Below are 26,003 nucleotides of genomic sequence, written 5' to 3'. Positions count from 1 at the left end.
CGACATCAGATCCGACGGAGCGGAAATCGACCGGAATTGACGGGACACAAGGGCCGGGTGTGACACTTGACCGGCGGGCGGGCGTGCTGGCGGAGTCGGGCGGGCCTGTTGGCGGAGTGACGAGGACGCCCTCCTGGAAGATCCGATCCCACCGGTCGGCGAGCACAGGCGGCCGGTGGGCGCGGGACGGGCCGTCCGGTGTGGTCGCTGCGCCGGTTCACGGCGGCCGGGGCGAGAATCCGCTGCGCGCCGCGGGCCATGACACCACGGGGCGCGCGCCCCCGGTGCGCGCCCGGCCGCCGACGGGCCGCTGATGTCCGGAGGAGGGGCCGCGCAGGTCACGAGCGCGACGCATTCGTCGCCCTTTGTGAACTCCCCATCACTTCACGTGAAACGGAAGGCCTCGGGAAGCCCTTCACTGCCACCGAGCCTTCATTGACGGCCCATTAGCAGGTCATGCAGGCGAAATTAGCTTAAAACGGATGACCCCAAGATTAGGACTCCCCAACCAGAACATCTTGGGCTTAACTTATGTGCCATGACCTCCCCCCGCGCCACCTATGGCGGCGGCTACTATTCCGCCCCGTCCTTCACGGACACCCCGATCTACGACTCCCTGGTCGCCGAGCGGGGTACGCCCCAGATCGCCCCGATCCGGGTGCCCGCCATGTACGACACCGGCAACAGCTATCTGCCGGCGCTGCCGTCCGCTCTCCCCGCGCTGCCGGCCGCACCCTCGCATCCCCAGCCCGCGTACGGCTACCCCCAGCCCGCGCAGCAGCAGATGCCGCAGTACCAGCAGGCCCCGCACCTCCCGCAGGCTCCCGTTCCGCAGCTCCAGAACGCGCCGGCGCCGTACATTCCGCAGCAGGCGGGCCCGCCCCGCGGGTACCCGGGCGCCCAGCCCCCGCAGATGCAGCGCCCGCAGCCGCAGCGCCCGGTCGCGCCGCAGATGCAGCAGCCGCAGCGTCCCGTCGCGCCCGCCGGGTACGAGGCGATGCGCCCGGTCGCCCCGCGCCCCGCGCCCGCCGCCGCTCCGTACGAGGACCCGTACAACCGCCAGTACCAGCAGGGCGGGGGCTACTAGAAACCGGCCGGGGGCTGCTGGAGGCACAGGCACACCGGAGGCATACCGGAGGCACACAGCAGGCTCGGACAGGTGTCCGAGCCTGCTGGCAGGATGGACCGCATGGCAAATTCTGTTAAGGCGTCGGTGCACTCCCTGCACGTCTACCCGGTGAAGGCGACGCGGGGCTGCGCACCCCGCGAGATGGCGGTCGAGCCCTGGGGGCCGGCGGGGGACCGCAGATGGCTGCTGATTGACGCGTCGGGGAAGGGGATCACGCAGCGCGAGCACCCGCGGCTGGCACTGGCCGCGTCCGAGCCGCTGCCGGGCGGGGCGGTCCGGCTGTCCGCTCCGGGCCTCGACCCGCTGGAGGTGCCCGTCCCGGATCCCGTGCGGACGGTCCCGGTGCTGCTGTTCGGCGAGAAGTACGAGGCGGTGCCCGCCGGTTCGGCGGCCGACGCGTGGTGGAGCGCGTACCTCGGCACCGAGGCGCGGCTGGTCCACATGGACGACCCGGCGCTCCGCCGCCCCGTCGACCCCGACTTCGCGCGCGAGGGCGAGACCGTGAGTTTCGCCGACGGCTATCCGGTGCTCGTCACCACGCTGTCCTCGCTGGACGCCCTCAACTCGCTGATCGCCCAGGGCGACATGCCGGACGAGGGCCCCCTTCCGATGAACCGGTTCCGGCCGAATGTGGTGCTGGACGGGACCGCCCCCTGGGCCGAGGACGGCTGGCGGCGGATCACCGTCGGCGAGGTCTCCTTCCGGGTGGCGAAACCGTCCGGACGCTGCGTCGTCACCACCACGGACCAGTTCACCTCCGAGCGCGGCAAGGAGCCGCTGCGCACGCTCGCGAAGCACCGCAGGTTCGGCAGCCAGTTGGTCTTCGGCCAGAACGTGGTGCCGGAGGGCACCGGTGTGCTGCGGATCGGTGACCCGGTGGTCGTCGAAGGCGCCTAGAGTTCTGTCCCGATTCGGCCGAATGAGCACGCCCCCTTCCGGGAACTCGCTGCTGCGGCGGGTGCGTTGAACGGACGCGGAAGGGGCGTGGGACTGTGCGGGCAGCGGAGGGGCCGCCGTGGGCGGCGCGACGGACGCGGTCCGGCCGGACGCGGCGGACGGCTTCGGGGGTGTGGCGCTGGCGGGGCAGCCCGCTGTGCCGCCCCACCGATCTCGTGGAGGCCTGGGTGGCCCTGGTCGCGCTCCTGCTGATCGCGTTCGCCGCCCCGGCGGCCGGTCTGGCCGTCGGGCTGCGCGCGAACGCCTCCCTCCAGCACGCGGTGCGCGTCCAGCAGCAGGAGCGGCACGCGACGACGGGCGTGGTGGTGCGTCCGCTGCGCGCACCGCGCGCCGACGGCGGGGACGGGACGGGCGCCGGATACGCGGGCCCGGTCGGCGTGCTGGCCCGCTGGACCGCGTACGACGGCAGCAGGCACACCGGGGAGGCGACGACGCTCCGCAGGGCGGCACAGCCCGGGGACACGTTCCCGCTGTGGACCGACGACCGCGGCCGGATCGTCAACCGCCCCGTGGACCCCGCCACGGCCGCCGCCCAGGCCGCGCTCACGGGCTGCGGCACGGCGGCGCTGGTCGGGGGCCTCGCGCACGGTGCCGGGCTGCTGGTCGTACGGCGTCTCGTGCAACGGCGGTACGAGCGGCTCGACCGGGAGTGGGCCGAGGTCGGTCCCGAATGGGGCCGTACGGGCGCGGGCGGCTGACGCCGCCCGGACCGGTCAACTGCCGCTTCCCCCGCGCGCTACGGTGGTGCAGCGAGATCGAAGCGAACAGCGGGACGTACGAGGTGGGGGCACGGCAACGCCATGGCACAGGGCACGGTCCAGGTGACGCACTCCGGCACTTCGAGGTGGCGGCGCCGCACGGGTGAGTACGACTCCCTCGCCGCAGCCCTGGAGGCCGCGGGGGACGGCGACGTCCTCACCATCTCCCCGGGTACGTACCGGGAGAACCTCGTCGTACGGCGTGCGGTGACGCTGCGCGCCCCCGAGGGAGCCACCGGGTCGGTGCGGATCGCCCCGGTGGACGGCGTCGCGCTGACGGTGCGCGCCTCCGCCGTCGTACAGGAACTGTGTCTGGAGGGCCAGGACTCGGCCGCGCCGACCCTGCTGGTCGAGGACGGCACCCCGGAGCTGGAGGGCCTGCGCATCGTGACGCGCTCGGCCGTCGGCATCGAGGTGCGCGGCGGCGCCAGGCCGACGGTGCGGCGCTGCACGATCGACAACCCCGGCGGCGTCGGCATCGGCGTGCTGGAGAACGCGGGCGGCCTCTTCGAGGACTGCGAGGTCGTCGCGGCGGGCCAGGCCGGCGTCTCGGTGAGCGGGGGCGCGCACCCCCGGCTCGAACGGTGCAGGATCCATCACACCTCGGGCTCGGGGCTCGCGGTGACCGGCGAGGGCTCCGCCGTCGAAGCGGTCGGCTGCGAGGTGTACGAGGTGAAGGGCACCGGCGTGCAGGTCACCTCGCGCGGCGCCGGGCACCTCAAGGAGTGCGCGGTGCACCGGACTTCGGCGGACGGCGTCACGCTCGACACGGACGCGGTGCTGACGCTGTCCGACTGCGACATCCACGACATCCCGGAGAACGCGATCGATCTGCGCGGGCGCGCGGTGCTGACGCTGTCGCGCTCGACGGTGCGGCGCTTCGGCCGCAACGGTCTCTCGGTGTGGGACCCGGGGACGCGCGTGGACGCCAACGGCTGCGAGATCCACGACAGCACGGGCGACTACCCGGCGGTGTGGGTCAGTGACGGCGCCACGGTCGTCCTGGACTCCTGCCGCGTCCACGACGTGCCGGACGCCCTCTTCGTCCTGGACCGGGGCTCGCGCGCCGACGTCGTCGACAGCGACCTCTCCCAGGTGCGCAACACCGCCGTGTCGGTGAGCGACGGGGCGATCGCGCAGCTCGACGACTGCCGCATCAAAGAGGCGTCGACGGGCGCCTGGTTCCGCGACCACGGCAGTGGCGGCACTCTCGCGGGCTGCACGATCGACGCCGTGCAGACGGGCGTCATCGTCACCAAGGGCGCCGACCCGCGGATAGAACGGTGTACCGTCACCTCCCCCGCCGAGTCGGGCTTCTACGTCTCCGCCGAGGGGCGCGGCACCTTCCACAACTGCCGGGTGACCGGCAGCAGCGGCTACGGCTTCCACGTGATGGACGGCTGCCGCACGACGCTGACGCGCTGCCGCACCGAGCGGTGTGCGCGCGGCGGTTACGAGTTCGCCGAGGACGGTCCGGTCGTCGAGGACTGCACCAGCGACGAGAGCGGTGCGAAGGCGTCCGCGGCGGCCGCGGCGCCGCCGGTGGTCCTGACCGCCCCCCAGTCCCCCGGGCTGCTGTCGAGCATTCCCTCGCAGCCCGCGACGGCCGCCGCACCCGCGGTCCCTGCGGCGGACCCGGCCCGTGCCTCGCAGGACGTGCTCGGTGAACTCGACGCGCTGGTGGGGCTGGAGAGCGTCAAGCGGGAGGTGCGCGCCCTCACGGACATGATCGAGATCGGGCGCAGGCGGCAGGAGGCCGGCCTCAAGGCGGCTTCGGTGCGCCGGCACCTGGTGTTCACCGGATCCCCCGGCACCGGCAAGACGACGGTGGCCCGGCTGTACGGCGAGATCCTGGCCTCCCTCGGGGTGCTGGAGCGCGGCCATCTCGTCGAGGTGTCCCGGGTCGACCTGGTGGGCGAGCACATCGGGTCGACGGCGATCCGCACCCAGGAGGCGTTCGACCGGGCGCGCGGCGGGGTGCTGTTCATCGACGAGGCGTACGCGCTCTCTCCCGAGGACTCCGGCCGGGACTTCGGCAAGGAGGCCATCGACACCCTGGTGAAGCTGATGGAGGACCACCGGGAGGCGGTGGTGGTGATCGTGGCGGGCTACACGGCGGAGATGGAACGCTTCCTCACCGTCAACCCCGGTGTGGCGTCCCGTTTCTCACGGACCATCACCTTCTCCGACTACGAGCCGGACGAGCTGCTGCGGATCGTCGAGCAGCAGGCCGACGACCACGAGTACCGGCTCGCCGCGGGCACCCCGGAGGCGCTGCTGAAGTACTTCACGGCGCTCCCCAAGGGCCCCGCCTTCGGCAACGGCCGTACCGCCAGGCAGACCTTCGAGTCGATGGTGGAGCGGCACGCGGGCCGGGTCGCCCAGTTCGCCGAGGTGTCGACGGACGACCTGACGCACCTCTACCCGGACGACCTGCCCGAACTGCCCTGATCGACGCCGGAGTTGTCGCCCCGGCCGGCGCCGTCGCCGGTCTGCTGCCGGGGCAGCACCGGTTCCGGCAGCCGCTCCAGGAGCTTGTCGCGCTCGGCCGCGAACACCGGGTCGGCCTGGTAGTCGGAGTGGCCCAGGATCGGTGCGGGCAGCGGGTGTTCACGGGTACGGCCGTACACGAGCGGATCGAGCAGCGCGTCGCGGTCCACCGGGTGGCGGCCCTCGTCGGGCACGACGCGGACCGGACCTCCTATCGGGTCGGTGTGCCGCCAGAGGTTGCGCCAGCAGTCCACCTCGTCGTGCAGCCCGCGCAGGGAGGCGGGCCCGAAGTAGGCCGGGAACCAGCGTCCGTACAGCCGCTCCAGCGGGGCGCCGTGGGTGAGCAGGGCGACCCGGCGGCGGATGTGCCGCGGGAGCTGCCAGACGGCGGCCGCGGCCAGGACGCTGCCCTGTGAGTGGCCGGAGATGACGAGGCGGCCTCGGGTGCGTTCGGTCCAGGTGGCCATCCGCCAGGTGAGGTCGGGGACGGCGCGTTCCGCGTAGCAGGGCGGCGCGAAGGGGTGGGCGGCGCGCGGCCAGAAGGTGCCGACGTCCCACAGGATGCCGATGGTGCGGCGGGCCTTGGGATCGCGGTAGGCGCGCCGCCCCCAGGTGACGAGGAGCAGGAACCCGAGGCCGACCAGCCAGGAGCCGAGGGCCTGCGAGGTGTGCGTGACGGCTTCGACGGGGGTGGGCGTGCCCTTGGCGGCGCGTCCGGGCACCTCGTCGTACAGGTAGGCGCCGAGGAGCGCGACGGCGCCGAGCACCAGCGCCGTGCCGGACACGGCGGCGACCATGCGGGGGGCGTGGTCGGTGAGGGCGGCCGCGGCGCGGGTGAGGGCGATGCGGCCGGTGCGGACCGGGTCGGGGTTCTCGCCTGGGTAGTCGGCCTCGACGCGGGGCCGCAGGGCGCTGCGGGTGCGCCAGGTGCGGGCGCCGTAGTGGACGGCCAGCAGGAGCAGCACGAGCAGCAGCGGCGGTATGACGGAGGCCTGCCAGGTCAGCAGGACGGGCGGGCCGCTCACGGCGTCGGCGGGGCCGGTGGTCATGCCGGGGGTGCCGGGGCCGTCGAGCCAGTCGGCGACCCGCTGGGCGACGCCGCCGGACATGACGCCGCCGAGTGCGCAGGCCAGCATGGCGACGGCGGGTCCGCCGAGTCCGCGCATGACGGTACGCACGACGGGCGCGCGGTGGTGCAGGAGGAGCGCGACGGCGGCGAGCGCCAGGATCAGCACCAGCTGGGCGAGCGCCAGGATGCCGAACGCACGTGGCCCGCCGGTGAGTTGGCCGTACGACTTCCAGTCGGGCCGGGACCAGGTGGCGTACAGCACGGCCAGGACGAGTACGGCGAGTGCGGCGGCGGGCAGCAGGGTGACCAGGGCGCGGTCGAGTACCCGGTCGAAGCGGGACTCGCTGCGGCCGCGCCGGCAGACCACCAGGACCACCAGGACGAAGCCGGCCGCGAGCACGCACTGGAGTGCCCAACCGCACGCGTCGAGGACGGAGTTGTCGGCCGACCGGTCGTAGCGCGCGGTGGCCACGGTGAGGGCGGCGGACACGACGACGAATCCGGCGGCGGTGTGCGCGGCCCGCAGCCGGGCGACGAGCCTGCGCCCGTACCAGAAGCCGGGGCGGCCGAATGCCGGGACGATGCCGCCCTCGGGGTCGACGGGGGCCGCGTCGTCGGATGCGGGCAGCGGCTGCTGGGACTCGTACGCGCTCCAGGTGCGGTGCGAGAGGTACCAGAGCAGTCCGGTGAGGGCGGCGGGCACCAGGGCTGCCAGCGCGATGCGGCGTCCCGGCTGGCTCCACCAGCCGCCGTTCGCGGTGGACAGGAACCCGAGCCAGGACTTCTTCCCCGAGCAGGCGGCCGAGCCCGCGCACTGCCAGGCGGTGAGGTCCATGGCGACTTCGCAGGCGGCGGCGACCAGGAGGAAGGTGAGGGTGAGTGCGACGAGGCGCACCAGGACGCCGTAGATCCTTATGGTGCGGGCGTGGCCGTCGGTGGTGGGGCGCATCCAGTGGGCGAGGTTGACGACCATGAAGGGGAGCAGGAGGAGCCAGAGCGCCCGGGTGCCGTTGCCCGAGGTGAGGTTGGACCAGACGTACGCCTCGGGGATCGGCCTGTCGCCGTACTCGGCGGGACGCTCCTCGGCGTCGACGTCCTCGGTGCGGCGGAAGACCGCGGCGGTGTCGTCGCCTGTGACGCGGACGGTGCGGGGGTCGCCGAGCATGTCCTGCGGGGTGGCACCGCCGACGCCGTGGACGAGGAGTTCGAGCGCGGGCACGGGGCCGTCGGCGGAGGGGCCCTCCGGGGTGCGCGGATCCGGGACGGGGCCGTCCGGGGCAGGATCGTCCGGAGCGTGGGCGTCCGGGGCGAGGGTTTCCGGGGCGGGGCCGTCCGGAGCGGTGGGGACAGGTGGCACTGCGGACTCGCTCTCGTGCGTGTGCGGGTGCGGGCGCGAGGAGGGTGGGGCGGGGTGGAAGTGAGGGGGGGTGGGGAGAGGACGCGGTGGAGGCGGCGCACGGTGGGTCGCCGTGGACCTCCCCGGAGGGCCGGCGGAGCTGCCTGACGGTGGACGTTCAGCATCCCGGACCCGGCCCCCGCTGCCCACCCCCGGCGCACATTCTTCGCGAGTCGCCCGCACGAAATGTGCACGGCACCGCACGGCCCACCGGCAGTGGAGGCGAATTGCCGCCCGTGCGAGGATGAGCAGCCCTTATGGCGACGTGGAAAGGACCGGGGCCCTCAGTGACCGAGAATCAGAACCTGCTCGCCGAACAGCGCCGCGCCCTCATCCTCGACGAGGTGCGGCGACGCGGCGGTGTGCGGGTCAACGAGCTGACCCGGCGCCTGAACGTCTCCGACATGACGGTGCGCCGCGACCTCGACGCGCTCGCCCGGCAGGGCGTCGTGGAGAAGGTGCACGGCGGTGCGGTGCCGGTGGTCGAGGCGAGCACCCACGAGCCCGGGTTCGAGGCGAAGTCGGCGCTGGAGCTGTCCGCGAAGGAGGACATCGCGCGGGCGGCCGCCGCGATGGCGGTGCCGGGCAGTGCCATCGCGCTGTCGGGCGGCACCACGACGTACGCCCTGGCCCGGCATCTGCTGGACGTGCCGGACCTGACGGTGGTGACCAACTCGGTGCGGGTGGCGGACGTGTTCCACACGGCGCGCCAGGCGGGCGGCGACAGTGCGGGGGCCGCGACGGTGGTGCTCACCGGCGGCGTGCGCACCCCTTCGGACTCGCTCGTCGGCCCGGTCGCGGACCAGGCGATCGGCTCGCTCCACTTCGACGTGCTGTTCCTCGGGGTGCACGGGATATCCGTGGAGGCGGGGCTCTCCACGCCGAACCTCGCGGAGGCGGAGACGAACCGGCGGCTGGTGGGCTCGGCGCGTCGCGTGGTGGTGGTCGCGGACCACACCAAGTGGGGGACGGTGGGCCTGAGTTCGTTCGCGACGCTGGACCAGGTGGACGCGTTCGTCACGGACCAGGGGCTGTCGGAGGCGGCGCGCGAGGAGATGGCGGAGCACCTGCCGGGACTGGTCGTGGCCGGCGAGGACACGGCAGCAGCCGACCCCGGCGACAGTTGACGCACCGGTCCGACGACAACCGGCGGACACCCGGCGACAATTGACGATCCGTCAACTACCTTTGCGCGTACACCACTTCCCACTCGCCGGAGGTTCACCCCGCATGGTCCGCCAACTCCGGGACGTCGGCCTCGATTTCGCCGATTCCGCGCCGCTGCGCCTGGTCTTCGCCGCCGAGGTCACCGCACCGCCCGAGGACGTGTACCGGGCGCTGGCGCAGGAGACGTCCCAGTGGCCCCACTGGTTCTCGGCGGTGACGTTCGCCCGGCCGACGGAGGCGGGCCGCGAGGTGCACCTCAGGGGCGGCGCCAAGTTCATGGAGACGGTCCTGGCCGCGGAGCCGTCGAAGCGCTACGCGTACCGGATCGACCGCTCCACCGCCCCCGGTGTGCGGGCCATGCTGGAGGAGTGGCGGATCTGGCCGACGGGCGCGGCGACCAGGGTGCAGTGGACGATGGCGGTGGACGGCCCGGCGCCGCTGCGGTTCGTACTGCGGGCGGCGCGCCCCGGGGTGGGGCGCGCGTTCCGCGACGCGGTCCGCAAGCTGGACGTACGGCTGACCGCGGACAGGGCGAAGTAGCCGTCGGCGTACGGGACTTGGTACCTGCCCTACGGCCAGACGCCGGTCTTCAGGAACTGCTCCAGGGCCGCCGCGTACGGGGCGATGTCGAGCCCCTGCTCGGCCAGCCAGTCGTCCGAGTAGTACTTGTCGAGGTAGCGGTCGCCCGGGTCGCAGATCAGGGTGACCACGCTGCCGGTGCGCCCCTGCGCCAGCATCTCGGCGACGATCTTCAGCGCGCTCCACAGCCCGGTGCCGGTGGAACCGCCCGCCTTGCGGCCGAGCGCCGCGTCCAGGGCACGTACGGCCGCGACGCTCGCCGCGTCGGGGACCTTCATCATCCGGTCGACGGCGCCGGTCACGAACGAAGGCTCCATGCGGGGGCGTCCGATGCCCTCGATGCGCGAGCCGCAGTCGCTCGTGGCGAGCGGGTCGCTCCGCGTCCAGCCGTCGAAGAAGCAGGAGTTCTCCGGGTCGGGGACGCAGATGAAGGTGTCGTACTGCATGTAGTGCACGTAGCGGGCGATGGTCGCCGAAGTGCCGCCGGTGCCGGCGGTGGCGACGATCCAGCTGGGCTCGGGGTAGCGCTCCAGCTTCAGCTGCTGGTAGATCGACTCGGCGATGTTGTTGTTGCCGCGCCAGTCGGTGGCCCGCTCGGCGTAGGTGAACTGGTCCATGTAGTGGCCGCCGGTCTCCGCCGCGAGGCGGGCGGACTCCTCGTACATCTTCCGCGAGTCGTCCACGAAGTGGCACTGGCCGCCGTGGAACTCGATGAGACGGATCTTCTCGGCGCTCGTCGTGCGGGGCATCACCGCGATGAACGGCACGCCGATCAGCTTCGCGAAGTACGCCTCGGAGACGGCGGTGGAACCGCTGGACGCCTCGATGACGGGGCGGCCCGGCCGGATCCAGCCGTTGCACAGGGCGTACAGGAACAGCGAGCGGGCGAGCCGGTGCTTGAGACTGCCGGTCGGATGCGTCGACTCGTCCTTGAGGTACAGGTCGATGCCCCAGTGCTCGGGCAGCGGGAAGCGCAGCAGGTGGGTGTCGGCGGACCGGTTGGCGTCGGCCTGGACCTTGCGCACGGCCTCTTTGAGCCAGGCCCGGTACTCCGGGTCGCTGCGGTCCACGTCGACGGTCGGTACGGCGACGGGTGTGCCGGCCGCCCGGGGGCCGTCGTGCTCTGCCGGGTCGATGGTGCTCATCCGCGCCACTCCTCGTGCTCTTCCGTGCTCTTCCGTGCAGTGCCGTGCGGTTCCGTACGGTTGCGTCGGGATGCTGTGCCTGCGGCATGAGCGCGCGGCACGGCGAGTTCCCACTTGCCACTTTAAGCCGCCTACCTGCACAAACGTTCACTTTGGGCACCCATAGGGCTCCCTTGTGTTACGGATCCGCCGCGCGTGGGCAGACCGGAGCGGGGTGCGGATCCGGGCACGCTGCCGCCGGTGCCCGCTCGCCTCTGGTGCACGCGCTCACCCGCGTGCAGACTGCGCAGCAGTACGGATCGACAGGACACGGGGGCTCACGGGAAGGGGGCGAACACACCGTGGCGGAGCCCGATTTCAGTGCGCAGGGCGTACGGATAGAACGGTGGCCGCGCTCGCTCACCAGGGCGGGGCAGGTCCTCGTCAGGGACGGCACTCTGGCGCTGCTGAGAAGTGACGGCGGCACCATCGACAGCGCACCGCTGGAGTCGGTCACGGCGGGCCGGCCGTGGTTCGCCCCGGAGGGCCGGATGGTGGCCCGGCTGAACGGAATCCGCTACCGCCTGACGATGGCAGAGCCGGACGGGCGCCTCCTCGAAACACTGCGCGGTGCACATCGCTGACGACCCCGCCCGCTGTCGCGGGCGAGGTGGCAGGGCGGCGCGAGTTGCGCGGGGATACGCGCTGGGTCACCCTGGCGGTACCTCACACAGGGTGCCTCGGCGGTGACGCTGTGATCCAGTCCGCCGCTCCGGCCGGACCCCGGCACCCGGATCGTCTTCGACCGTCTTCCGACCTGAATCGGGGAGTCGCAGCCGTGATCAGCAAGCCCAGCAGGCACTGCACGGTGGAGCTCCAAGCCCTGCCGTCGCGGATCGGCCAAGTCCGCAGGATCGTTTCTGCGCAACTGCGCTATTGGCATCTGGACCCGTTGATAGACCAGGCGGCGCTCGGAGTCACCGAGCTGCTGACCAACGTCCACCGGCACGCCCAGCCGGACAAGATCTGCACCGTGGAGATCGAGCTGCTGCTCGGCCGTCTCACGGTGTCCGTCCACGACCACGACCCGACTCTTCCGACGGTCCGCGACGCCGGTCAGTTCGACAGCGGCGGGCGCGGTCTGGCGCTGATCGAGGCGGTCAGCGAGAGCTGGGGCGTACGTCCGCAGGGCGCTTCGGGCAAGACCGTCTGGTTCGCCCTGCCCGCGCCCGTGGCCGCGGTGGCACTGCCGCCGCACCCGGGGCGCGAGCGCAAGAAACGCAGCGCGCAGGCCCGGTCCGCCGCGGTGGGCTGACCGGGCCTGCGACGGTGGGGCCGACCCGGCCTGCTCCGGCCGGCCCCGCCGCCGTCACGTCCTCGTCCCGCCATGACGTGACGAGGGTCCGCTCCGGCGTGACATGGGCCCGCAATGACGTGGCGAGGGCCCGCGGTACGTCACACCGTCGTCCCGCTACGAGGCCGCGATGGCCCGCAGTACGTCCAGCCGGGCCGCCCTGCGGGCCGGTCGCCATCCGGCGAGCGCGCCCGCCGCGACGCCGACCAGCACCACCACCGCGATCTGCACCGGCGGCACGGCGAACACGAAGGCGGTGTCACGCGTGCTCGCGGACGCCTGGACCAGTACCCAGCCCAGGAGCACGCCGAGCGCGAGCCCGCCGGCCGTCCCGAAGGCGGCGACCAGCACGGACTCCCAGCGGACCATGGCGCGCAGCTGTGCGCGGGTCTGGCCGACCGCCCTCAGGAGGCCGAGTTCCCGGGTGCGTTCGTGCAGCGCGAGGGTGAGGGTGTTGGCGATGCCCAGCAGTGCGATCAGCACGGCGAGCGCGAGCAGGGCGTAGACGAGGGTCAGCATCATGTCGATGGCACCCGCCGCCGACTGCGCGTACTCGTCGCGGGTCTGCACCTCCGGGTTTCCGTACGGGGCCGCCGCACGCTCCACGGCCGCCGTGCCCTCCGCGTCGCCGACGCCTTCCTTGAAGGTGACGGAGACGAGCCGGTCGGCATCGCGGGTACGGTGCGGGGCCCAGGCCTCCCGGGTGAGTACGTAGTCGCCCGCGAGGTCCGGCTGCGTGTACAGCGCCCGTACGGTGAAGGTCCGCTGCTGCCCGTCGGTGAAGGCGAGCCGGACGGTGGAGCCGGTGTGCCAGCCCCGCTTGTCGGCCTCGGGGCGCGAGACGGCGATGCCGTCCGTTCCCAGGTCGTTGAACGATCCTTCGACGCTCCCGAGGTCGAAGGCGCGGCTGAGTGCGACCGGGTCGGTGATGGTCAGCTCGCGCCCCGCCCCGTCCGCCTTCGCCACTCCCCCGCCGAGGCCGACGGCTGTCTCCACCTCGGGGAGTGCCGCGAGCGCGGGGGCGAGCCGGGGGCTGACGCCGCTGCCGCCCGCGCCGAAGGACCGGTTGCTGACGGCGACGTCGCCCGCGAAGGAGCGGGACACCGTCTGGTCCATGGTCGCCTTCAGGGACGACCCGAACACGGTGAAGAGCGAGACGACGGCGACGCCGATCATCAGGGCGCTCGCGGTCGCCGCGGTGCGCGCCGGGCTGCGCAGCGCGTTGCGCCGGGCGAGGCCGCCGGTGACCCCGCGCAGCCGGTCGAGGGGCGCGCCCAGGATCCGTACGGCCGACGAGGACGCGACGGGGCCGAGCACGACGAACGCGGCCAGCGCCAGGACGGCGCCCGTGGCGGCGAGCATCAGGGAGGGCATGGCGACCACGCCGAGCAGGGTGGTGCCGATTCCGGCGAGCGCCAGGACCGTACCGACGACGGCGCGGGGGCGGGAGGCGCCGGAGGTGTCCACGGCGGTCTCCCGCAGGGCGGCGAGGGGTGCGGTGCGTCCGGCCCGCACGGCGGGCAGCACCGCGGACCCGAGACAGACGACGACGCCCACCAGCAGCGGCAGCGTCATCGACAGCCCGCTCACCACCAACTCGCCCTCGGGGAAGGGGAATCCGATGACCGGGAAGAGTTCCCGCAGGCCGAGCGCGATGCCGATGCCGGCGAACAGTCCCGCCGCGGAGGCGACCACGGCGACGGCCGCGGCCTCTGTGAGGGTGGCGGCGACCACCTGTCGCCGCTCCGCGCCCAGCGCCCTCAGGAGGGCGTTCTCGCGGGTGCGCTGGGCGACGACGATCGCGAAGGTGTTGTGGATGGAGAACGTCGCGACGAGCAGCACGATGCCGGAGAAGACCAGCAGGAGCGTGGTGAACAGGTCCAGGAAGAGGCCCGAGATCATGTCCTGGCTCTCGGTGACGGACGCCTGTCCCGTGATGGCCTCGACCCCCTTGGGCAGTACGGGTGCCAGTGCGTCCACGAGCTGCTGCTGGCCGGTCCCGGGTCCTGCCCTGACCTGGATGGTGGCGGCCGTGCCCGGCTTCGGCGCGAGGTACTTCTCGGCGTCGGCGCGGGTCATGCCGGTGTAGGTGACCTGGGCCATGCCGTCCGCGCCGCCGAAGGTGGCCAGGCCGACCAGGGTGACGCGGACCGGGTCCGGGGTGCGCAGTGTCGTCGTGTCGCCGATGCGGAGCTTTCCGGCCTCGGCCGCGGCCCTGTTGACGACGACCTCGCCGGTGGCGGCCGGGACCCGGCCCTCGGCGAGCCGGTACGGGTTGAGCTGCGGGTCGTCGATCCAGTTGCCCGCGAGGGTGGGCGGGCCCTGGCCTCCGACGGGTTTGCCGTCGGAGCCGATGAGCTGTCCTGTGCCCTGGATGCCGGGGGCGACGGCGGCGACCTGGGGAACCTTGGCGAGCGTGTCGACGAGGGCGGTGGGCACGGGCTGCCGGGTGCCCTGGCCGCCGTCGGCGCTGATCACCTCGGAGCTCCGGACGACGGCGTCCGTGCCGCTGCCCGCCGTGCCGAACATCGAGTCGAAACCGGCCCGCAGGGTGTCGCCCATGACGAGCGTGCCCGCCAGGAAGGCGACTCCGAGGACGACGGCGGTGAACATTCCGGCGAAGCGCCGCTTGTGGCCGCGCAGGGAGGCGAGGCTGATCCTCAGGGAGGCGTTCATGTCGTACGCCCTCCTCCGGTGTCGAAGGCCTTCAGGCGTTCCAGGACCCGCTCGGCGGTCGGGTCCTGCAGGTGGTCGACGAGGCGGCCGTCCGCGAGGAAGATCACCTCGTCGGCGTGTGCGGCTGCCACCGGGTCGTGGGTGACCATCACGACCGTACGGTCCGTGCGGTGGGCGGCGTCGCCCAGCAACTGCAGGACCTCCTCGCCGGAGCGGGAGTCGAGGTTGCCGGTGGGTTCGTCGGCGAACACGATGTCGGGGCGGCCCGCGAACGCCCTTGCCACGGCGACGCGTTGCTGCTGTCCGCCGGAGAGCTCGCTGGGCCGGTGGTGCAGCCGGTCGTACAGGCCGACCGTGTCGACGAGGGCGGAGATCCAGTCGCGGTCGCCGGGGACGCCCGCGAGGTCGAGGGGCAGGGTGATGTTCTCCGCGACGGTCAGGGTGGGCAGCAGGTTGAACGCCTGGAAGACGAAGCCGACCCGCTCGCGGCGGAGCAGGGTCAGGCTGCGGTCGTCCAGGGCGCTCAGCTCCGTGCCGCCGATGGAGGCCGAGCCGGAGGTGAGGGTGTCGAGTCCGGCGGCGCAGTGCATCAGCGTCGACTTGCCGGACCCCGAGGGGCCCATGACGGCGGTGAACCGCCCGGCCGGGAAGTCGACGCTGATGCCGTCCAGGGCCCGGACCTCCGTGTCGCCCGCGCCGTACACCTTGACGGCGTCGACGACGCGGGCGGCGGATGCCCTGCGGACCGCTGAGGGCGTGGCGGTGGCGGACATCAGACCATGCCGCCCTTGCCCTTGAGCGGGCCCTCGGTGCGGCCGAACTGCTCGTCCAGGACGGACAGCCTGCGCCAGTACTCGTCCTCGTCGATCTCACCGGTGGCGAAGCGCCGGCCGAGGACGGTGATCGGCGACTGCTCGCCGTGGCCGCGCGGACGGCCGCCGCTCCAGGGTCCTCGGCCCCGGCCCCTGTGGCGCCACACGGTACGGCGCAGCAGGGTGACGACGCCGATGACGACGGCCGCCCAGACGAGCGGGAAGAGCAGCATCCAGGGGTGGGGTCCGTCTGCGAACGCAAGGGTGTTCATGGGGTTCAGCTCCTCGGTGGCGGTGCGGCGTTCTTCCTGTCGCTACCGAGAGTGGCCCGAGGAGGGGGTGCGGGTCGTCGTACGTCCAGCGGCCGTGCGCGTACCTCCCGGGGAGTACGGAGGTGCCGCGCGGCTGCTTCCCTTGTACGGCCGCGGTATTCAGCGGGGTTCTCCGTACCAGCGCCACTTGCCGGGGCGGGTGCGGCCCGGGAGGTCGCCCCGGCCGGTGGCCCAGAGGAGGGTGGGCCAGGGCGGGGTGTCGGCGGGTGCGTCGGGGAACAGGCGGTGGAGGGTGCGGGCGCAGAGGTCGGCGGGCGGCTCCCAGCCGTCGATGCCGAGCCCGGTCGCCAGGTCGTGGGTGTGGACGAGGGTTTCGACGATTCCCATCGCGGCGAAGCCCTCGGGGTCGGAGACGCCGAAGACGTGGTGGGCCCTGGCCCCGGGGGGCTTGGTGGCGGTGACGGCGTGGAGCAGTCCCGCCGCGGAGTCGAGCGCGACCAGCAGCCCGTCCACGCCCGCCGCCCGGTCGGCGCGGACGGCGTTGTACGGAGAGCTCGGGGTCTCCTGCGTGTAGCGGAACGGCACGTCGATGTCGGTGCGCTCGGAAGCGAGTTGGACGGCGTACGAGAAGAGGTCGTCGATCAGGTGCTCGGCGGTCTCCCAGCAGTCCCACTCCAGCGCGTCGGCCCGGACGCTCCAGTCGGCGTCGCGGGCACGGCGGAGGGTGCTGGCGGAGAGCGCGGCGGCCAGCCGTATGTCGGCGGGGGTGACAGTCATGGGCGGACGGTAGCAAGACCGGCGGCAGAGTCCGGCACGCCGGACGGAACGGCCGACCCGGTCAGACGGCCGCCCCGGCGCGCAACGCCGCCGAAGGGTCGTCCAGTACCGGCTGCCAGGCCAACTCCGCCGCACCCACCAGGGAGTTGTGGTTCAGCGTGCACGGCAGGATCGGCACGCCGCCGCTGCGGCCCCACAGGCTGCGGTCGGCCACGACGGCGCGCAGCCGGTCGGGTTCGGCCGCGAGGAGTGCCTGGTGCAGGCCGCCCAGGACGATCCGGTCCGGATTGAGGATGTTGACAAGCCCGGCGAGCCCGAGCCCGAGCCGGTCGACGAGGGCCTGGGCCGCGCCCCGTACCGCCGCGTCCCCGTACTCCTCGCGGAGCAGGTCGCGCGACTGCTGGAGCAGGGAGACCTCGGGGCCCGGCGTGCGTCCGGCCGCCGAGAGGAAGGCGAGGGGGTCCGTCTCGACGTCGAGGCAGCCGCGGCTGCCGCAGTAGCAGGGCCGGCCTGCCGGGTTCACCGTGAGGTGGCCGACCTCCAGGGCGAGACCCGAACTCCCGCTGTGCAGACGGCCGTCGACGACGAGTGCGCCGCCGACGCCGCGGTGGCCCGTGGCGACGCACAGGAGGTGCTGGGCGCCCTGCCCGGCGCCGTGCCGGTGCTCGGCCAGAGCGGCGAGGTTGACGTCGTTGCCGGTGAAGGCGGGACCTTCGATGCCTGCCGCGGCGACGCGCTCGGCGAAGATCTCGCGGACGGGAGCCCCCACCGGCCAGGCCAGGTGCAGCGGATTGAGGGCGGTGCCCTCGGGCTCGGCGACCGCCGAGGGGACGGCGAGCCCGGCTCCGGCGCACTTGCGTCCGCTCTCCCGCAGCAGCTGCGCTCCCACGTCCACGACCGAGCCGATGACCTGCGCCGGGTCGGCGTCGATCACCTCGCAGCCGGGCGCCGTCGCGACGATCCGGCCGCCGAGGCCGACCAGCGCGGCACGGTAGCCGTCGGCGTGCACCTGGGCGGCCAGCACGACGGGCCCCGTGTCGTCGACGGTCAGCCGGTGCGAGGGGCGGCCCTGCGATCCGGCCGCGGCGCCGGGCCTGGAGTCGACGCGGATCAGCCCGAGCGCTTCGAGTTCGGCGGCGACCGCTCCGGCGGTGGCCCGGGTGACGCCGAGCTCCGCGGTGAGCACGGCGCGGGTGGGCGCGCGTCCGGTGTGCACGAGTTCCAGCGCGGGGCCGAGCGCTCCGCGACCCCTCTCCAACTTCGTTCTGGTGCTGGTCACCCTGGTCCCCTTGCCGTTCATGGAGTGGAGTCTGCCACGACCCGGGCGCGCCTTGCCCCGTACGGGGGCTCCCCCTATGCTGACTTTGTGCCGAACCTAAACAAAGTCCGGACGGCCGCATCGGAGGAACCCGGCCCCCTCGCCGCCGCACCCTCCCTGTCCCGTCTCCGCACCGCACTGACCTTGTTCTTCGCCCTCGACGGCTTCATCTTCGCCGGTTGGGTGGTGAGGATCCCGGCCATCAAGGAGCAGACCTCCGCCTCGGCCAGTGCGCTCGGACTCGCGCTTCTCGGGGTGTCGGCGGGTGCCGTGATCACGATGACCCTGACGGGGCGGCTGTGCAGCCGTTTCGGGAGCGCACGGGTCACGGTCTTCTGCGGGGGACTGCTCTCGCTCAGCATCGCGCTGCCTCCACTGACGCACTCGCCGCTCGCGCTCGGCCTCGTACTGCTGGTGTTCGGTGCGCTGTACGGCGGCATCAGCGTCGCCATGAACAGCGCGGCCGTCGATCTGGTGACCGCGCTCCGCCGCCCGGTGATGCCGAGTTTCCACGCGGCGTTCAGCCTGGGCGGCATGGTCGGCGCCGGGCTCGGCGGACTGGTCGCGGGCAGCCTCTCCCCCACCGTGCACCTGACGACACTGACCGCGCTGGGCCTGCTGGTCACGGCGGCGGCCGGCCCCACCCTGCTGCGGGAGTCCCGGCAGCTGACGGACCGCACGCCCGCCCCCGTACCGGAACACGCGCCCGCCCCTGCGGCAGGACACACGGCCGCCCCAGGACCGGGACACACACCCGCCCCCGGACCAGGACATTCGCCCACTCCCGGACCAGAACATTCGGACAACCTGCCCCGCCGCACCTCCGGACGCGCCCATCGGCGCACCGTCGTCCTGTTCGGCGTCATCGCCCTGTGCACCGCGTACGGCGAGGGCGCCATCGCCGACTGGGGCCCGCTGCACCTGCAGGAGGACCTGGACGCCCACCCGGGCGTGGCCGCCGCCGGGTACTCGCTCTTCGCGCTGGCCATGACCCTCGGCCGACTGACCGGCACGACCCTCCTGGAACGCCTCGGCCAGACCAGGACCCTGGTGGCGGGCGGTGCGACCGCGTCCGTCGGCATGCTCCTGGGCTCCCTCGCGCCCACACTGGGGCTCGCCCTGCTCGGCCTCGCCGTGACCGGGCTCGGGCTGGCGAACATCTTCCCCGTCGCCGTGTCCCGGGCGGGCGAGCTGGCCGGTCCGAGCGGCGTCGCCACGGCCTCGACACTCGGCTACGGCGGGATGCTCCTCGGCCCGCCCGCCATCGGATTCCTGGCCGACTGGCTCTCGCTGCCGATCGCGCTGACCACGGTGGCGGTGCTGGCCGCGGCCGCTTCCTGCCTCGGCGTGGCCGCCCGCGAGTCCACGTCGAAGGTGGCCGAATAGGTAGCCCCTGGGTAGAAATACTCAGGCGGAACCGCCGGCTCGGGGGCACGATGAAGGCCGGCGATCCATCTGGGGGGACGAGATGAAGGCACACCGCACGCACGGTCTCGCACGGCTCACCTTCCGCAACCCGGCGTCCCTGGCCTATCTGGCCCTGGTCACCGTGGCCGCGCTGTTCGTCACCGTCGACATGCTCTTCGTGACGCACGACGACGCCTCGCTGGCCGGCGTCTGGCTGTTCCTGCTCTCCGCGCCGACCGTCTTCGTGTTCCTCATCGGCGGCAAGCTGCTGGCGAGCGGAGTGGCCGACTCCGCCGCCTTCCTCTACCCGGCGCTCGTCCTGTCCGTACTGATCCAGGCGTACGCGCTCGGGCTCCTGGCGCAGCTGCTGCGCGGGGAACGCCGTACGCCGGCGCGGGGCGTGACAGGATCGGCCGTATGAGAATCGATGCGTACGTCAACTCCCTTGTCGAGGAAGGGGTGTTGCTGGCATCGGCCGCCGAGGCCGCCGGTACCGGCAGCGACGTCCCCACCTGCCCCGGCTGGCAGGTGCGCGGCCTGCTGCGGCACACCGGGACGGTGCACCGCTGGGCCACGCTGCACGTCGCCCACGGCCACCGGGACCCGCAGCCCGACGGCGGCGAGCCCGACCTCGACGGGGCGGAGCTGCTGGCCTGGTTCAGGGAGGGGCACGCCGCGCTGGTGGCGGCCCTGCGCGCCGCCCCGGCGGACCTGGAGTGCTGGACCTTCCTGCCCGCACCGTCCCCGCTCGCGTTCTGGGCGCGGCGCCAGGCGCACGAGACGGCGGTGCACCGGATGGACGCGGAGGCCGCAACGGGCGCCCAACTCAGCGGAGTGAGCCCAGAGTTCGCACTGGACGGGATCGACGAACTGCTGACCGCCTTCCACGGGCGCGCACGCAGCCGGGTCAGGACGGACCGCCCGAGCACCCTGCGGATCCGGGCGACGGACACCGGCACGGCTCCCCCCGGCAGCATCGGGGACAGCACCGGAACCGCCCCGGCCGCCGTCTGGACCCTGTACCTGTCGAAGGACGCCCCGCCCCGGACCGTGCGCGACGACGAAGGACCGGCCGACACCGAGCTGAGCGGGCCGCCCGAACTGCTCTACGCGACCCTGTGGAACCGGCTGCCGACGGAGGCGGTCACGCTCACCGGCGACCCCGAACCGGCCGCCGTGTGGCGGGAGTTGTCCGGCATCACCTGGTAGCACCCGGCCGCACCGCTTCTTCCCTGCGCCCGCCCTTCCCTGCACCCGCTCTTCCCAGTGAACCCTTCCCTGCGCACACCCTTCCCAGCGCCCGCGCGGCTTGCGACACTTCGACGCATGGGGAACAGGACGCAGGCCCAGCGCGACGCCGTCACCATCGAGATCGGGTACGCCCTGTTCAGCGCCTTCGTCCTGGCCCTCGCCACCTTCTCCGCGCTGACCGTCCCGCCCGCCGTCTTCTTCGACCCCTCGGCCACCCTCACGAAGGCTCTGCTCATCGCGGGCGCCGTGCTCGGCGGCCTGGTCTTCGTCGCACGCGTCGTACACGTGCTGTGGGGCTACCGGGGCGCGCCGGGGACTCAGCCCAGCCAGCCGGGCCGCACCAGCCCCGACTCGTAGGCCAGTACCACCAGTTGGGCCCGGTCGCGGGCGCCGAGCTTGACCATGGTGCGGCTGACGTGGGTCTTGGCGGTGAGCGGGCTGACGACGAGGCGGCGGGCGATCTCCTCGTTGGAGAGGCCGATGCCGACCAGGGCCATCACCTCCCGCTCCCGCTCGGTGAGTTCGCGCAGGGCGCCCGCTTCGGCGGGTTCCTTCGAGCGGGCGGCGAACTCGGCGATCAGCCTGCGGGTCACCCCGGGCGAGAGCAGCGCGTCACCGTCCACCACCGCCCGCACCGCGCGCAGGAGTTCTTCGGGTTCGGTGTCCTTGACGAGGAACCCGGAGGCCCCTGATCTGATCGCCTCGAAGACGTACTCGTCGAGCTCGAAGGTAGTGAGCATGACGACCTTGGTGCCGTCGAGGGTGGTGTCCTCGGTGAGGAGCCGGGTGGCGGCCAGTCCGTCGAGCCGCGGCATCCGGATGTCCATCAGGACGACGTCCGGGCGCAGTTCGCGCACCAGCCGCAGGGCCTCCTCCCCGTCGGCGGCCTCGCCCACCACCTCGATGTCGGGCTGGGCGCCCAGCAGAGCCCGGAAGCCGGCCCGCACCAGCGCCTGGTCGTCGGCGAGCAGCACTCTGATCACAGCGTTCCCTCTTCCCCGGTGGTCCTGCCGGTGGACGGGCCGGTGGTCCCGCCGGCGGATTCGCCGCCGGCTCTCCCGGCAGCGGCCAGCGGAATGTCGGCCTCGACCCGGAAACCGCCGTCGGGGCGCGGGCCCGCCTCGATCGTGCCACCCAGGGCCGCCGCCCGCTCCCGCATTCCGGCGAGTCCGTTGCCGCTGCCGCCCACTTCGTCGCCGGTGGCCGGTCCCGCGTCGTCGATACGGAGCCGGAGTCCGCCGGACGTGTGCGTGACGAGGACGTCGGCGGTGCGCGAACCGGAATGCCGGACGATGTTGGTCAGCGCCTCCTGGACGATGCGGAAGGCCGCCAGGTCGGTGCCCGGCGGGATGCGCCCGTGCGCTTCGCCCGCTGATCGCGTACGGACCGCGAGGCCTGCCGCGGCGGCCTGCTCGACCAGTTCGGGGAGCCGGTCGAGGCCGGGGGCGGGGGCCCGGGGCGCGTCGCCGGGGGTGCGCAGGGTGTCGAGGACCTGACGGACCTCGCCGAGCGCCTCCTTGCTGGCGGCCTTGATGGTGGTGAGTGCCGTACGGGCCTGCTCGGGGTCGGTGTCGAGCAGGGCGAGGCCCATGCTCGCCTGGACGTTGATGACGGAAATGCTGTGCGCGAGGACGTCGTGGAGTTCGCGGGCCATCCGCAGGCGTTCCTCGTCGGCGCGGCGCGTCTCGGCGGCGGCCCGTTCGGCACGGGCGTGCGCCCGCTGCTGGCGCTTGACCCGGAGCAGTTCGGAGGCGGCGAGGATCGCGGTCATCCAGGCGGCCATGGCCGCCTCCTCGCCCCACGAGGTGGGCCCGTCGCCCGTCGGCGGCAGCCAGCGGTAGAGCCAGTGGCCGATGAGCAGATGCCCGCCCCACAGCGCCCCGAGCGCACTCCATGCGGCGACGCGGTGACCGTGCACCACCGCGGTGAAGGACGCGAGGGCGACGGTGAGGAAGACCGGACCGTACGGATACCCGGCGGCCAGATAGACCAGCACGGTCGCAGCGGTCACGAACACCACCGGAACCGGAATGCGGTGCCGCCACAGCAGGACGGCGGGACCGAGCAGGAGCAGCAGGCGCCCGAGCGCGTCGAGCGGCTCGCGGGCCGGCTGGCCGCCCGCGGCCAGCCGGGAGCCCACGAGGACGAACGCGGCGAGGACGAGGGTCGAGACCCAGGGCAGCCCCGCGATCCCCGGACGGCGCTCGGCGGGGACGGCGTCCCAGTGCCGGGCCCAGCGGGGCGGGGCGAACGGAGGACCGCAGGTCCGGCCACCCGTCGAGTGCGGATGCGGACGGCCTCGGCGTGTGTGGTCTCGCGGCATGCCTGCCACGCTAGACCGGGACGGCCGGGCGGGCGTCGACCCGACGGGGTGATCACTCGTACTCCCGCTGGAGTACGGGGCGAGTACGGGCGGGGTACGGGACCGGGGCGGCGCGGGCGAGGACGGGCGGGCCACGGAGCCGAGGTGCCGGGCAGGTACCGGGCGGACGCCGGGCGGACGCCGATCGCGCGCGCTCAGGCCCGCGGGAGCACTCCGGCCGTCCGGGCCAGCTCCCCCGCCGCATGGGCGAAGAACGCGTCCCGGTCCTCGACCACCCGGTGGTAGTGCCCGAACACCTCGAAGGAGATCAGCCCGAACAGCTGCGCCCACACCGCGGCGAACGCCACCGCCGCCTCCGGGGGCAGGTCCGGGGCGATGTCCGCGGCGAGCCGCTCCGCCTCGGGGCGCAGTTCCCCGGGGATCCGCCCCAGGGCCAGGCCCCGGGACCGGTGCGCGTCGCGTGCCACCGACATGAGCACCAGGGCCACCCGGGCGGCCGGCTCCACGGTGGTCTGCGGTGCGCTGTAGCCCGGGACGGGCGAACCGTAGAGCAGTGCGTACTCGTGCGGATGGTCGAGCGCCCAGCGCCGCACCGCCGTGCACACCGCGAGCCACCTGGCCGGGTGGTCCGCGTCGTCGGGCGCCGCCGCGAGGGCGGCCTCCGCCGCCGCGCCCGCCCCGTCGTACGCGTCGGTGATGAGGGCGGTCAGGAGGTCGTCGCGGCTGGGGAAGTAGCGGTACAGGGCGGAGGAGACCATGCCCAGTTCACGTGCGACGGCACGCAGAGAGAGCTTCGCGGCGCCTTCGGCGGCGAGCTGTCTGCGCGCCTCTTCCTTGATGGCCGCAGTGACTTCGGTCCTGGCCCGCTCCCTGGCCCCGCGCATGGTGCTCATGGGGAGGAGTGTGCCACCGATGGAGAGCGGTGCACGACGACGAGAGCGCCGAACCGAAATGAGAGCACTGAGCCAACACAAGATCACTGAACCGAAACAAGAGCACTGCAGAGAAACGAGAGCACTGCTCTTGCTTTGGAGCACCGATCCATTGCAGACTGGTGCTCACAATCGAGAGCAGTGCTCTCGCAAGGGCAGATCCAAAGACGATCCAGCGACAGGGGACCCCTCATGAGCACCACCCACTACGTCAGGCCCGGCCGCTTCGACAACATCCTCAACGGCGCCGTCGGCTGGCTCGCCCGGCACGGCATCAGCCTCCTCGGCACCGCCGAGCTGTCCGTCCTCGGCCGCAAGAGCGGCGAGTGGCGCCGCATCCCGGTCAACCCGCTCCCGTACGAGGGCGGCCCCTACCTGGTCTCGGCCCGCGGCCACTCCGAGTGGGTCCGCAACATGCGTGCCGCGGGCGGCGGGAGGCTCCAGACCGGCCGCAGGACACAGCAGTTCACCGCGGTGGAGGTGCCCGACGCCGAGAAGCCCGTGATCCTGCGCACGTACCTCAAGAAGTGGGGCTGGGAGGTGGGCCGCTTCTTCGGCGACATCACCGCGGACTCCACGGACGCGGAGCTGCTCGCCGCAGCCCCCAAGCACCCGGTATTCCGCATCACCGTCACGAAGTGACCCGCGGACGCGGAAAGACCCGCCGGACCGCAGGGGTCCGACGGGTCGGGTACAGCGGCAAAGCCACGGCCGCAGCGCGACAGCGAGGGTTCAGTTCACATCCGTCTTGCCCGCATCCTCCTTGCCCTCGCCCGCTGCCTTGCCCTCGTCCGCCGCCTGGCCCCCGCCGGGCTTGTGCACCGCGTTCAGGACCCGCTGTGCCATCGGGTGCATCCGGACCAGCTCGGCCAGCGTCGTCGATCCGCGCGTGATCCGCGCGAACGCCTTCCAGGCCGGCCGCAGTCCGGTGAGCGCGGTGTGCAGCAGCGCCGGGTGGCGTTCGAACTGCGTGAGCATGCGCTTGCCCACGCCCATCTCCACACCCAGGCCCGCCTTGACGGCGAAGGCGTAGTTCAGCGCCTGCCGCCGGGCGTCGACCGCGTCCTGCGCCTCCGCGATCCGCACCGCCCACTCCCCCGCGAGCCGCCCGGACCGCAGCGCGAAGGAGATTCCCTCCCTGGTCCACGGCTCCAGCAGTCCCGCCGCGTCCCCGCACACCAGCACCCGGCCCCGCGACAGCGGAGAGCCCGCCGCCCGGCAGCGCGTCAAGTGCCCGGAGGAGACGGAGGGTTCGAACCCGGCGAGACCGAGGCGGGCGATGAAGTCCGTCAAGTACTGCTTGGTGGCGGCCCCTTCGCCCTTGGCGGCGATGACACCGACCGTCAGCGTGTCCCCCTTGGGGAACACCCACCCGTAACTGCCCGGGATGGGGCCCCAGTCGATGAGCACCCGGCCCGCCCAGTCCTCGGCGACCGTCTTCGGCACCGGGATCTCCGCCTCCAGGCCGAGGTCGACCTGGTCCATCTCCACTCCGACGTGCGCCCCTATCCGGCTGGCGCTGCCGTCGGCGCCGACGACCGCCCGTGCCAGTACCGTCTCGCCGTCCGCGAGCACGACCGCTGCCGTGCGCCGGTCGGGCACCGCCGCGCCGTGCTGCTCGACGCGGGCGACCGTCGCACCCGTACGGAGGACAGCGCCCGCCTTCGTCGCCGTCTCGACCAGCGCCTGGTCGAACTCGGACCGGTTGACGAGGCCGAAGAGCATCGTCCTCGACTTCCTGGTACGCGTCAGCTTCCCGTCGAGGGAGAAGGTGACCGCGTGGATCCGGTCCCGCAGCGGCAGCACGAAGCCGGGCGGCAGGCTGTCGCGGGAGGGGCCGATGATGCCGCCCCCGCAGGTCTTGTACCGGGGCAGTTCCGCCTTCTCCAGCAGGAGTACGCGTCGCCCGGCGCTGGCCGCCGCGTACGCCGCGGAGGCTCCGGCCGGTCCTGCCCCGACCACCACGACGTCCCAGACGGGCCCGCCGTCCTCGCCCCGCTCGTGTCCGGCGTCTGCTGCGGCGTCTGCGTTCTCGCTGCTCACGATGTGCTTCTGCTCCTGATCCGACCCGTGCCCCATGCTTTCCTGCGGCATCCTACGGCGCGGCACGAGCGCGGTCCGCTGTGGGAGGATCGGTCTTGTCTTCGCCGTACACACAACTGTTCGCGGAGCACCCGCCGCAACCACGCGTCGCGGGCCGGCCGGCCCGTGT

Annotated in this window: 24 protein-coding genes; 13 read left to right on the top strand and 11 right to left on the bottom strand. The window is 73.1% G+C overall.

Translation table 11 applies throughout. The features are described from left to right. The first annotated feature begins 538 nt into the window (after window positions 1–538). The 4 genes from ACH4SP_RS26495 to ACH4SP_RS26480 all read left to right on the top strand — a co-directional run bounded on the left by ACH4SP_RS26495 (window position 539) and on the right by ACH4SP_RS26480 (window position 5,295). Entirely contained in the window at window positions 539–1,087 is a 549-nt protein-coding gene (locus tag ACH4SP_RS26495; RefSeq protein WP_398418065.1) for a DUF6643 family protein, read from the top strand. 102 nt (window positions 1,088–1,189) lie between these two features. Beyond that, a complete protein-coding gene (locus ACH4SP_RS26490; RefSeq protein ID WP_398418063.1) occupies window positions 1,190–2,026 on the top strand; it encodes an MOSC domain-containing protein in 837 nt (278 codons plus the stop codon). Between the two features lie 95 nt (window positions 2,027–2,121). Further along, window positions 2,122–2,784, top strand: a complete 663-nt coding sequence (locus tag ACH4SP_RS26485; protein ID WP_398418062.1) for a hypothetical protein — start codon at window positions 2,122–2,124, stop codon at window positions 2,782–2,784. 102 nt (window positions 2,785–2,886) lie between these two features. Beyond that, the gene (locus ACH4SP_RS26480) at window positions 2,887–5,295 is read left to right on the top strand and encodes a right-handed parallel beta-helix repeat-containing protein (protein WP_398418061.1); all 2,409 of its coding nucleotides are present in this window, start codon (window positions 2,887–2,889) and stop codon (window positions 5,293–5,295) included. Here ACH4SP_RS26480 and ACH4SP_RS26475 read toward each other — a convergent pair. Next, a complete protein-coding gene (locus ACH4SP_RS26475) occupies window positions 5,265–7,760 on the bottom strand; it encodes a hypothetical protein (protein ID WP_398418059.1) in 2,496 nt (831 codons plus the stop codon). The genes ACH4SP_RS26480 and ACH4SP_RS26475 overlap by 31 nt on opposite strands. A gap of 326 nt (window positions 7,761–8,086) precedes the next feature. Between ACH4SP_RS26475 and ACH4SP_RS26470 the strand changes: the two genes are divergently transcribed. Together ACH4SP_RS26470 and ACH4SP_RS26465 are read left to right on the top strand one after the other, a co-directional pair. Then, on the top strand, window positions 8,087–8,926 hold the full coding sequence (locus ACH4SP_RS26470) for a DeoR/GlpR family DNA-binding transcription regulator (RefSeq protein WP_398418057.1): 840 nt from the start codon (window positions 8,087–8,089) through the stop codon (window positions 8,924–8,926). A gap of 103 nt (window positions 8,927–9,029) precedes the next feature. Continuing rightward, complete coding sequence (locus ACH4SP_RS26465; protein ID WP_398418056.1) at window positions 9,030–9,506, top strand: SRPBCC family protein; 477 nt, start codon at window positions 9,030–9,032, stop codon at window positions 9,504–9,506. Window positions 9,507–9,535: 29 nt separating this feature from the next. Here the strand turns inward: ACH4SP_RS26465 and ACH4SP_RS26460 are convergent, their stop codons facing one another. Continuing rightward, a complete protein-coding gene (locus tag ACH4SP_RS26460) occupies window positions 9,536–10,690 on the bottom strand; it encodes a PLP-dependent cysteine synthase family protein (RefSeq protein WP_398418054.1) in 1,155 nt (384 codons plus the stop codon). Window positions 10,691–11,031: 341 nt separating this feature from the next. Between ACH4SP_RS26460 and ACH4SP_RS26455 the strand changes: the two genes are divergently transcribed. Together ACH4SP_RS26455 and ACH4SP_RS26450 are read left to right on the top strand one after the other, a co-directional pair. After that, the gene (locus tag ACH4SP_RS26455) at window positions 11,032–11,313 is read left to right on the top strand and encodes a hypothetical protein (protein ID WP_398418052.1); all 282 of its coding nucleotides are present in this window, start codon (window positions 11,032–11,034) and stop codon (window positions 11,311–11,313) included. 194 nt (window positions 11,314–11,507) lie between these two features. Continuing rightward, window positions 11,508–11,984, top strand: a complete 477-nt coding sequence (locus ACH4SP_RS26450; RefSeq protein WP_398418051.1) for an ATP-binding protein — start codon at window positions 11,508–11,510, stop codon at window positions 11,982–11,984. A gap of 156 nt (window positions 11,985–12,140) precedes the next feature. On the opposite strand, the gene ACH4SP_RS26445 is transcribed toward ACH4SP_RS26450, so the two are convergent. From ACH4SP_RS26445 to ACH4SP_RS26425, 5 genes are all read right to left on the bottom strand, one after another. Beyond that, the gene (locus tag ACH4SP_RS26445; RefSeq protein ID WP_398418049.1) at window positions 12,141–14,699 is read right to left on the bottom strand and encodes an ABC transporter permease; all 2,559 of its coding nucleotides are present in this window, start codon (window positions 14,697–14,699) and stop codon (window positions 12,141–12,143) included. Next, window positions 14,696–15,472 (bottom strand): ABC transporter ATP-binding protein, encoded by a 777-nt coding sequence (locus tag ACH4SP_RS26440; RefSeq protein ID WP_398418048.1) that lies wholly within the window; start codon window positions 15,470–15,472, stop codon window positions 14,696–14,698. The genes ACH4SP_RS26445 and ACH4SP_RS26440 overlap by 4 nt, the downstream gene beginning before the upstream one ends. Then, window positions 15,472–15,783 carry an SHOCT domain-containing protein gene (locus ACH4SP_RS26435; protein WP_398418046.1) on the bottom strand — a complete coding sequence of 104 codons (312 nt, stop codon included), beginning with the start codon at window positions 15,781–15,783 and terminating at the stop codon, window positions 15,472–15,474. The genes ACH4SP_RS26440 and ACH4SP_RS26435 overlap by 1 nt, the downstream gene beginning before the upstream one ends. 159 nt (window positions 15,784–15,942) lie before the next feature. Further along, a complete protein-coding gene (locus tag ACH4SP_RS26430; protein WP_398418044.1) occupies window positions 15,943–16,560 on the bottom strand; it encodes a maleylpyruvate isomerase N-terminal domain-containing protein in 618 nt (205 codons plus the stop codon). Between the two features lie 61 nt (window positions 16,561–16,621). After that, on the bottom strand, window positions 16,622–17,860 hold the full coding sequence (locus tag ACH4SP_RS26425; RefSeq protein ID WP_398418042.1) for an ROK family protein: 1,239 nt from the start codon (window positions 17,858–17,860) through the stop codon (window positions 16,622–16,624). Between the two features lie 66 nt (window positions 17,861–17,926). Here ACH4SP_RS26425 and ACH4SP_RS26420 point away from each other — a divergent pair, with 66 nt between their 5' ends. From ACH4SP_RS26420 to ACH4SP_RS26405, 4 genes are all read left to right on the top strand, one after another. Then, window positions 17,927–19,264, top strand: coding sequence for an MFS transporter (locus tag ACH4SP_RS26420; protein ID WP_398418041.1), 1,338 nt, complete (start codon window positions 17,927–17,929; stop codon window positions 19,262–19,264). An 82-nt stretch (window positions 19,265–19,346) separates the two neighbouring features. Then, on the top strand, window positions 19,347–19,706 hold the full coding sequence (locus ACH4SP_RS26415) for an SCO4225 family membrane protein (protein WP_398418040.1): 360 nt from the start codon (window positions 19,347–19,349) through the stop codon (window positions 19,704–19,706). Further along, entirely contained in the window at window positions 19,703–20,494 is a 792-nt protein-coding gene (locus tag ACH4SP_RS26410) for a maleylpyruvate isomerase family mycothiol-dependent enzyme (protein WP_398418039.1), read from the top strand. Before ACH4SP_RS26415 ends, ACH4SP_RS26410 begins: the two co-directional genes overlap by 4 nt. Window positions 20,495–20,611: 117 nt before the next feature. Further along, window positions 20,612–20,893 (top strand): DUF6332 family protein, encoded by a 282-nt coding sequence (locus ACH4SP_RS26405; protein WP_398418037.1) that lies wholly within the window; start codon window positions 20,612–20,614, stop codon window positions 20,891–20,893. Here the strand turns inward: ACH4SP_RS26405 and ACH4SP_RS26400 are convergent. The 3 genes from ACH4SP_RS26400 to ACH4SP_RS26390 all read right to left on the bottom strand — a co-directional run bounded on the left by ACH4SP_RS26400 (window position 20,854) and on the right by ACH4SP_RS26390 (window position 23,752). Beyond that, entirely contained in the window at window positions 20,854–21,519 is a 666-nt protein-coding gene (locus tag ACH4SP_RS26400) for a response regulator (protein WP_398418036.1), read from the bottom strand. The two genes, ACH4SP_RS26405 and ACH4SP_RS26400, sit on opposite strands and share 40 nt — an antisense overlap. Beyond that, complete coding sequence (locus ACH4SP_RS26395; RefSeq protein ID WP_398418035.1) at window positions 21,516–22,859, bottom strand: sensor histidine kinase; 1,344 nt, start codon at window positions 22,857–22,859, stop codon at window positions 21,516–21,518. The genes ACH4SP_RS26400 and ACH4SP_RS26395 overlap by 4 nt, the downstream gene beginning before the upstream one ends. 194 nt (window positions 22,860–23,053) lie before the next feature. Continuing rightward, window positions 23,054–23,752 (bottom strand): TetR/AcrR family transcriptional regulator, encoded by a 699-nt coding sequence (locus tag ACH4SP_RS26390; protein ID WP_398418034.1) that lies wholly within the window; start codon window positions 23,750–23,752, stop codon window positions 23,054–23,056. 231 nt (window positions 23,753–23,983) lie between these two features. On the opposite strand from ACH4SP_RS26390, the gene ACH4SP_RS26385 reads away from it, so the two are divergent. Continuing rightward, window positions 23,984–24,433, top strand: a complete 450-nt coding sequence (locus tag ACH4SP_RS26385; RefSeq protein ID WP_398418033.1) for a nitroreductase family deazaflavin-dependent oxidoreductase — start codon at window positions 23,984–23,986, stop codon at window positions 24,431–24,433. 90 nt (window positions 24,434–24,523) lie between these two features. On the opposite strand, the gene ACH4SP_RS26380 is transcribed toward ACH4SP_RS26385, so the two are convergent. Beyond that, window positions 24,524–25,870 carry a geranylgeranyl reductase family protein gene (locus ACH4SP_RS26380; RefSeq protein ID WP_398418032.1) on the bottom strand — a complete coding sequence of 449 codons (1,347 nt, stop codon included), beginning with the start codon at window positions 25,868–25,870 and terminating at the stop codon, window positions 24,524–24,526. Between the last annotated feature and the right edge of the window lie 133 nt (window positions 25,871–26,003).

The sequence above is a fragment of the Streptomyces sp. NPDC021093 genome (genome assembly GCF_044333135.1).
Lineage (GTDB): Bacteria > Actinomycetota > Actinomycetes > Streptomycetales > Streptomycetaceae > Streptomyces.
The sequence above is the reverse complement of the archived record's forward strand: the minus strand, read 5'-3'. Positions and strand labels throughout refer to the sequence as shown.

Bases quoted from the DNA above. Each gene is read 5' to 3' on its own strand.
- ACH4SP_RS26445 (WP_398418049.1), bottom strand. From the start codon at position 14,699: ATGAACGCCTCCCTGAGGATCAGCCTCGCCTCCCTGCGCGGCCACAAG.
- ACH4SP_RS26440 (WP_398418048.1), bottom strand. From the start codon at position 15,472: ATGTCCGCCACCGCCACGCCCTCAGCGGTCCGCAGGGCATCCGCCGCC.
- ACH4SP_RS26465 (WP_398418056.1), top strand. From the start codon at position 9,030: ATGGTCCGCCAACTCCGGGACGTCGGCCTCGATTTCGCCGATTCCGCG.
- ACH4SP_RS26430 (WP_398418044.1), bottom strand. From the start codon at position 16,560: ATGACTGTCACCCCCGCCGACATACGGCTGGCCGCCGCGCTCTCCGCC.
- ACH4SP_RS26395 (WP_398418035.1), bottom strand. From the start codon at position 22,859: ATGCCGCGAGACCACACACGCCGAGGCCGTCCGCATCCGCACTCGACG.
- ACH4SP_RS26490 (WP_398418063.1), top strand. From the start codon at position 1,190: ATGGCAAATTCTGTTAAGGCGTCGGTGCACTCCCTGCACGTCTACCCG.
- ACH4SP_RS26460 (WP_398418054.1), bottom strand. From the start codon at position 10,690: ATGAGCACCATCGACCCGGCAGAGCACGACGGCCCCCGGGCGGCCGGC.
- ACH4SP_RS26415 (WP_398418040.1), top strand. From the start codon at position 19,347: ATGAAGGCACACCGCACGCACGGTCTCGCACGGCTCACCTTCCGCAAC.
- ACH4SP_RS26385 (WP_398418033.1), top strand. From the start codon at position 23,984: ATGAGCACCACCCACTACGTCAGGCCCGGCCGCTTCGACAACATCCTC.
- ACH4SP_RS26405 (WP_398418037.1), top strand. From the start codon at position 20,612: ATGGGGAACAGGACGCAGGCCCAGCGCGACGCCGTCACCATCGAGATC.
- ACH4SP_RS26495 (WP_398418065.1), top strand. From the start codon at position 539: ATGACCTCCCCCCGCGCCACCTATGGCGGCGGCTACTATTCCGCCCCG.
- ACH4SP_RS26380 (WP_398418032.1), bottom strand. From the start codon at position 25,870: ATGGGGCACGGGTCGGATCAGGAGCAGAAGCACATCGTGAGCAGCGAG.
- ACH4SP_RS26425 (WP_398418042.1), bottom strand. From the start codon at position 17,860: ATGAACGGCAAGGGGACCAGGGTGACCAGCACCAGAACGAAGTTGGAG.
- ACH4SP_RS26410 (WP_398418039.1), top strand. From the start codon at position 19,703: ATGAGAATCGATGCGTACGTCAACTCCCTTGTCGAGGAAGGGGTGTTG.
- ACH4SP_RS26435 (WP_398418046.1), bottom strand. From the start codon at position 15,783: ATGAACACCCTTGCGTTCGCAGACGGACCCCACCCCTGGATGCTGCTC.
- ACH4SP_RS26390 (WP_398418034.1), bottom strand. From the start codon at position 23,752: ATGAGCACCATGCGCGGGGCCAGGGAGCGGGCCAGGACCGAAGTCACT.
- ACH4SP_RS26480 (WP_398418061.1), top strand. From the start codon at position 2,887: ATGGCACAGGGCACGGTCCAGGTGACGCACTCCGGCACTTCGAGGTGG.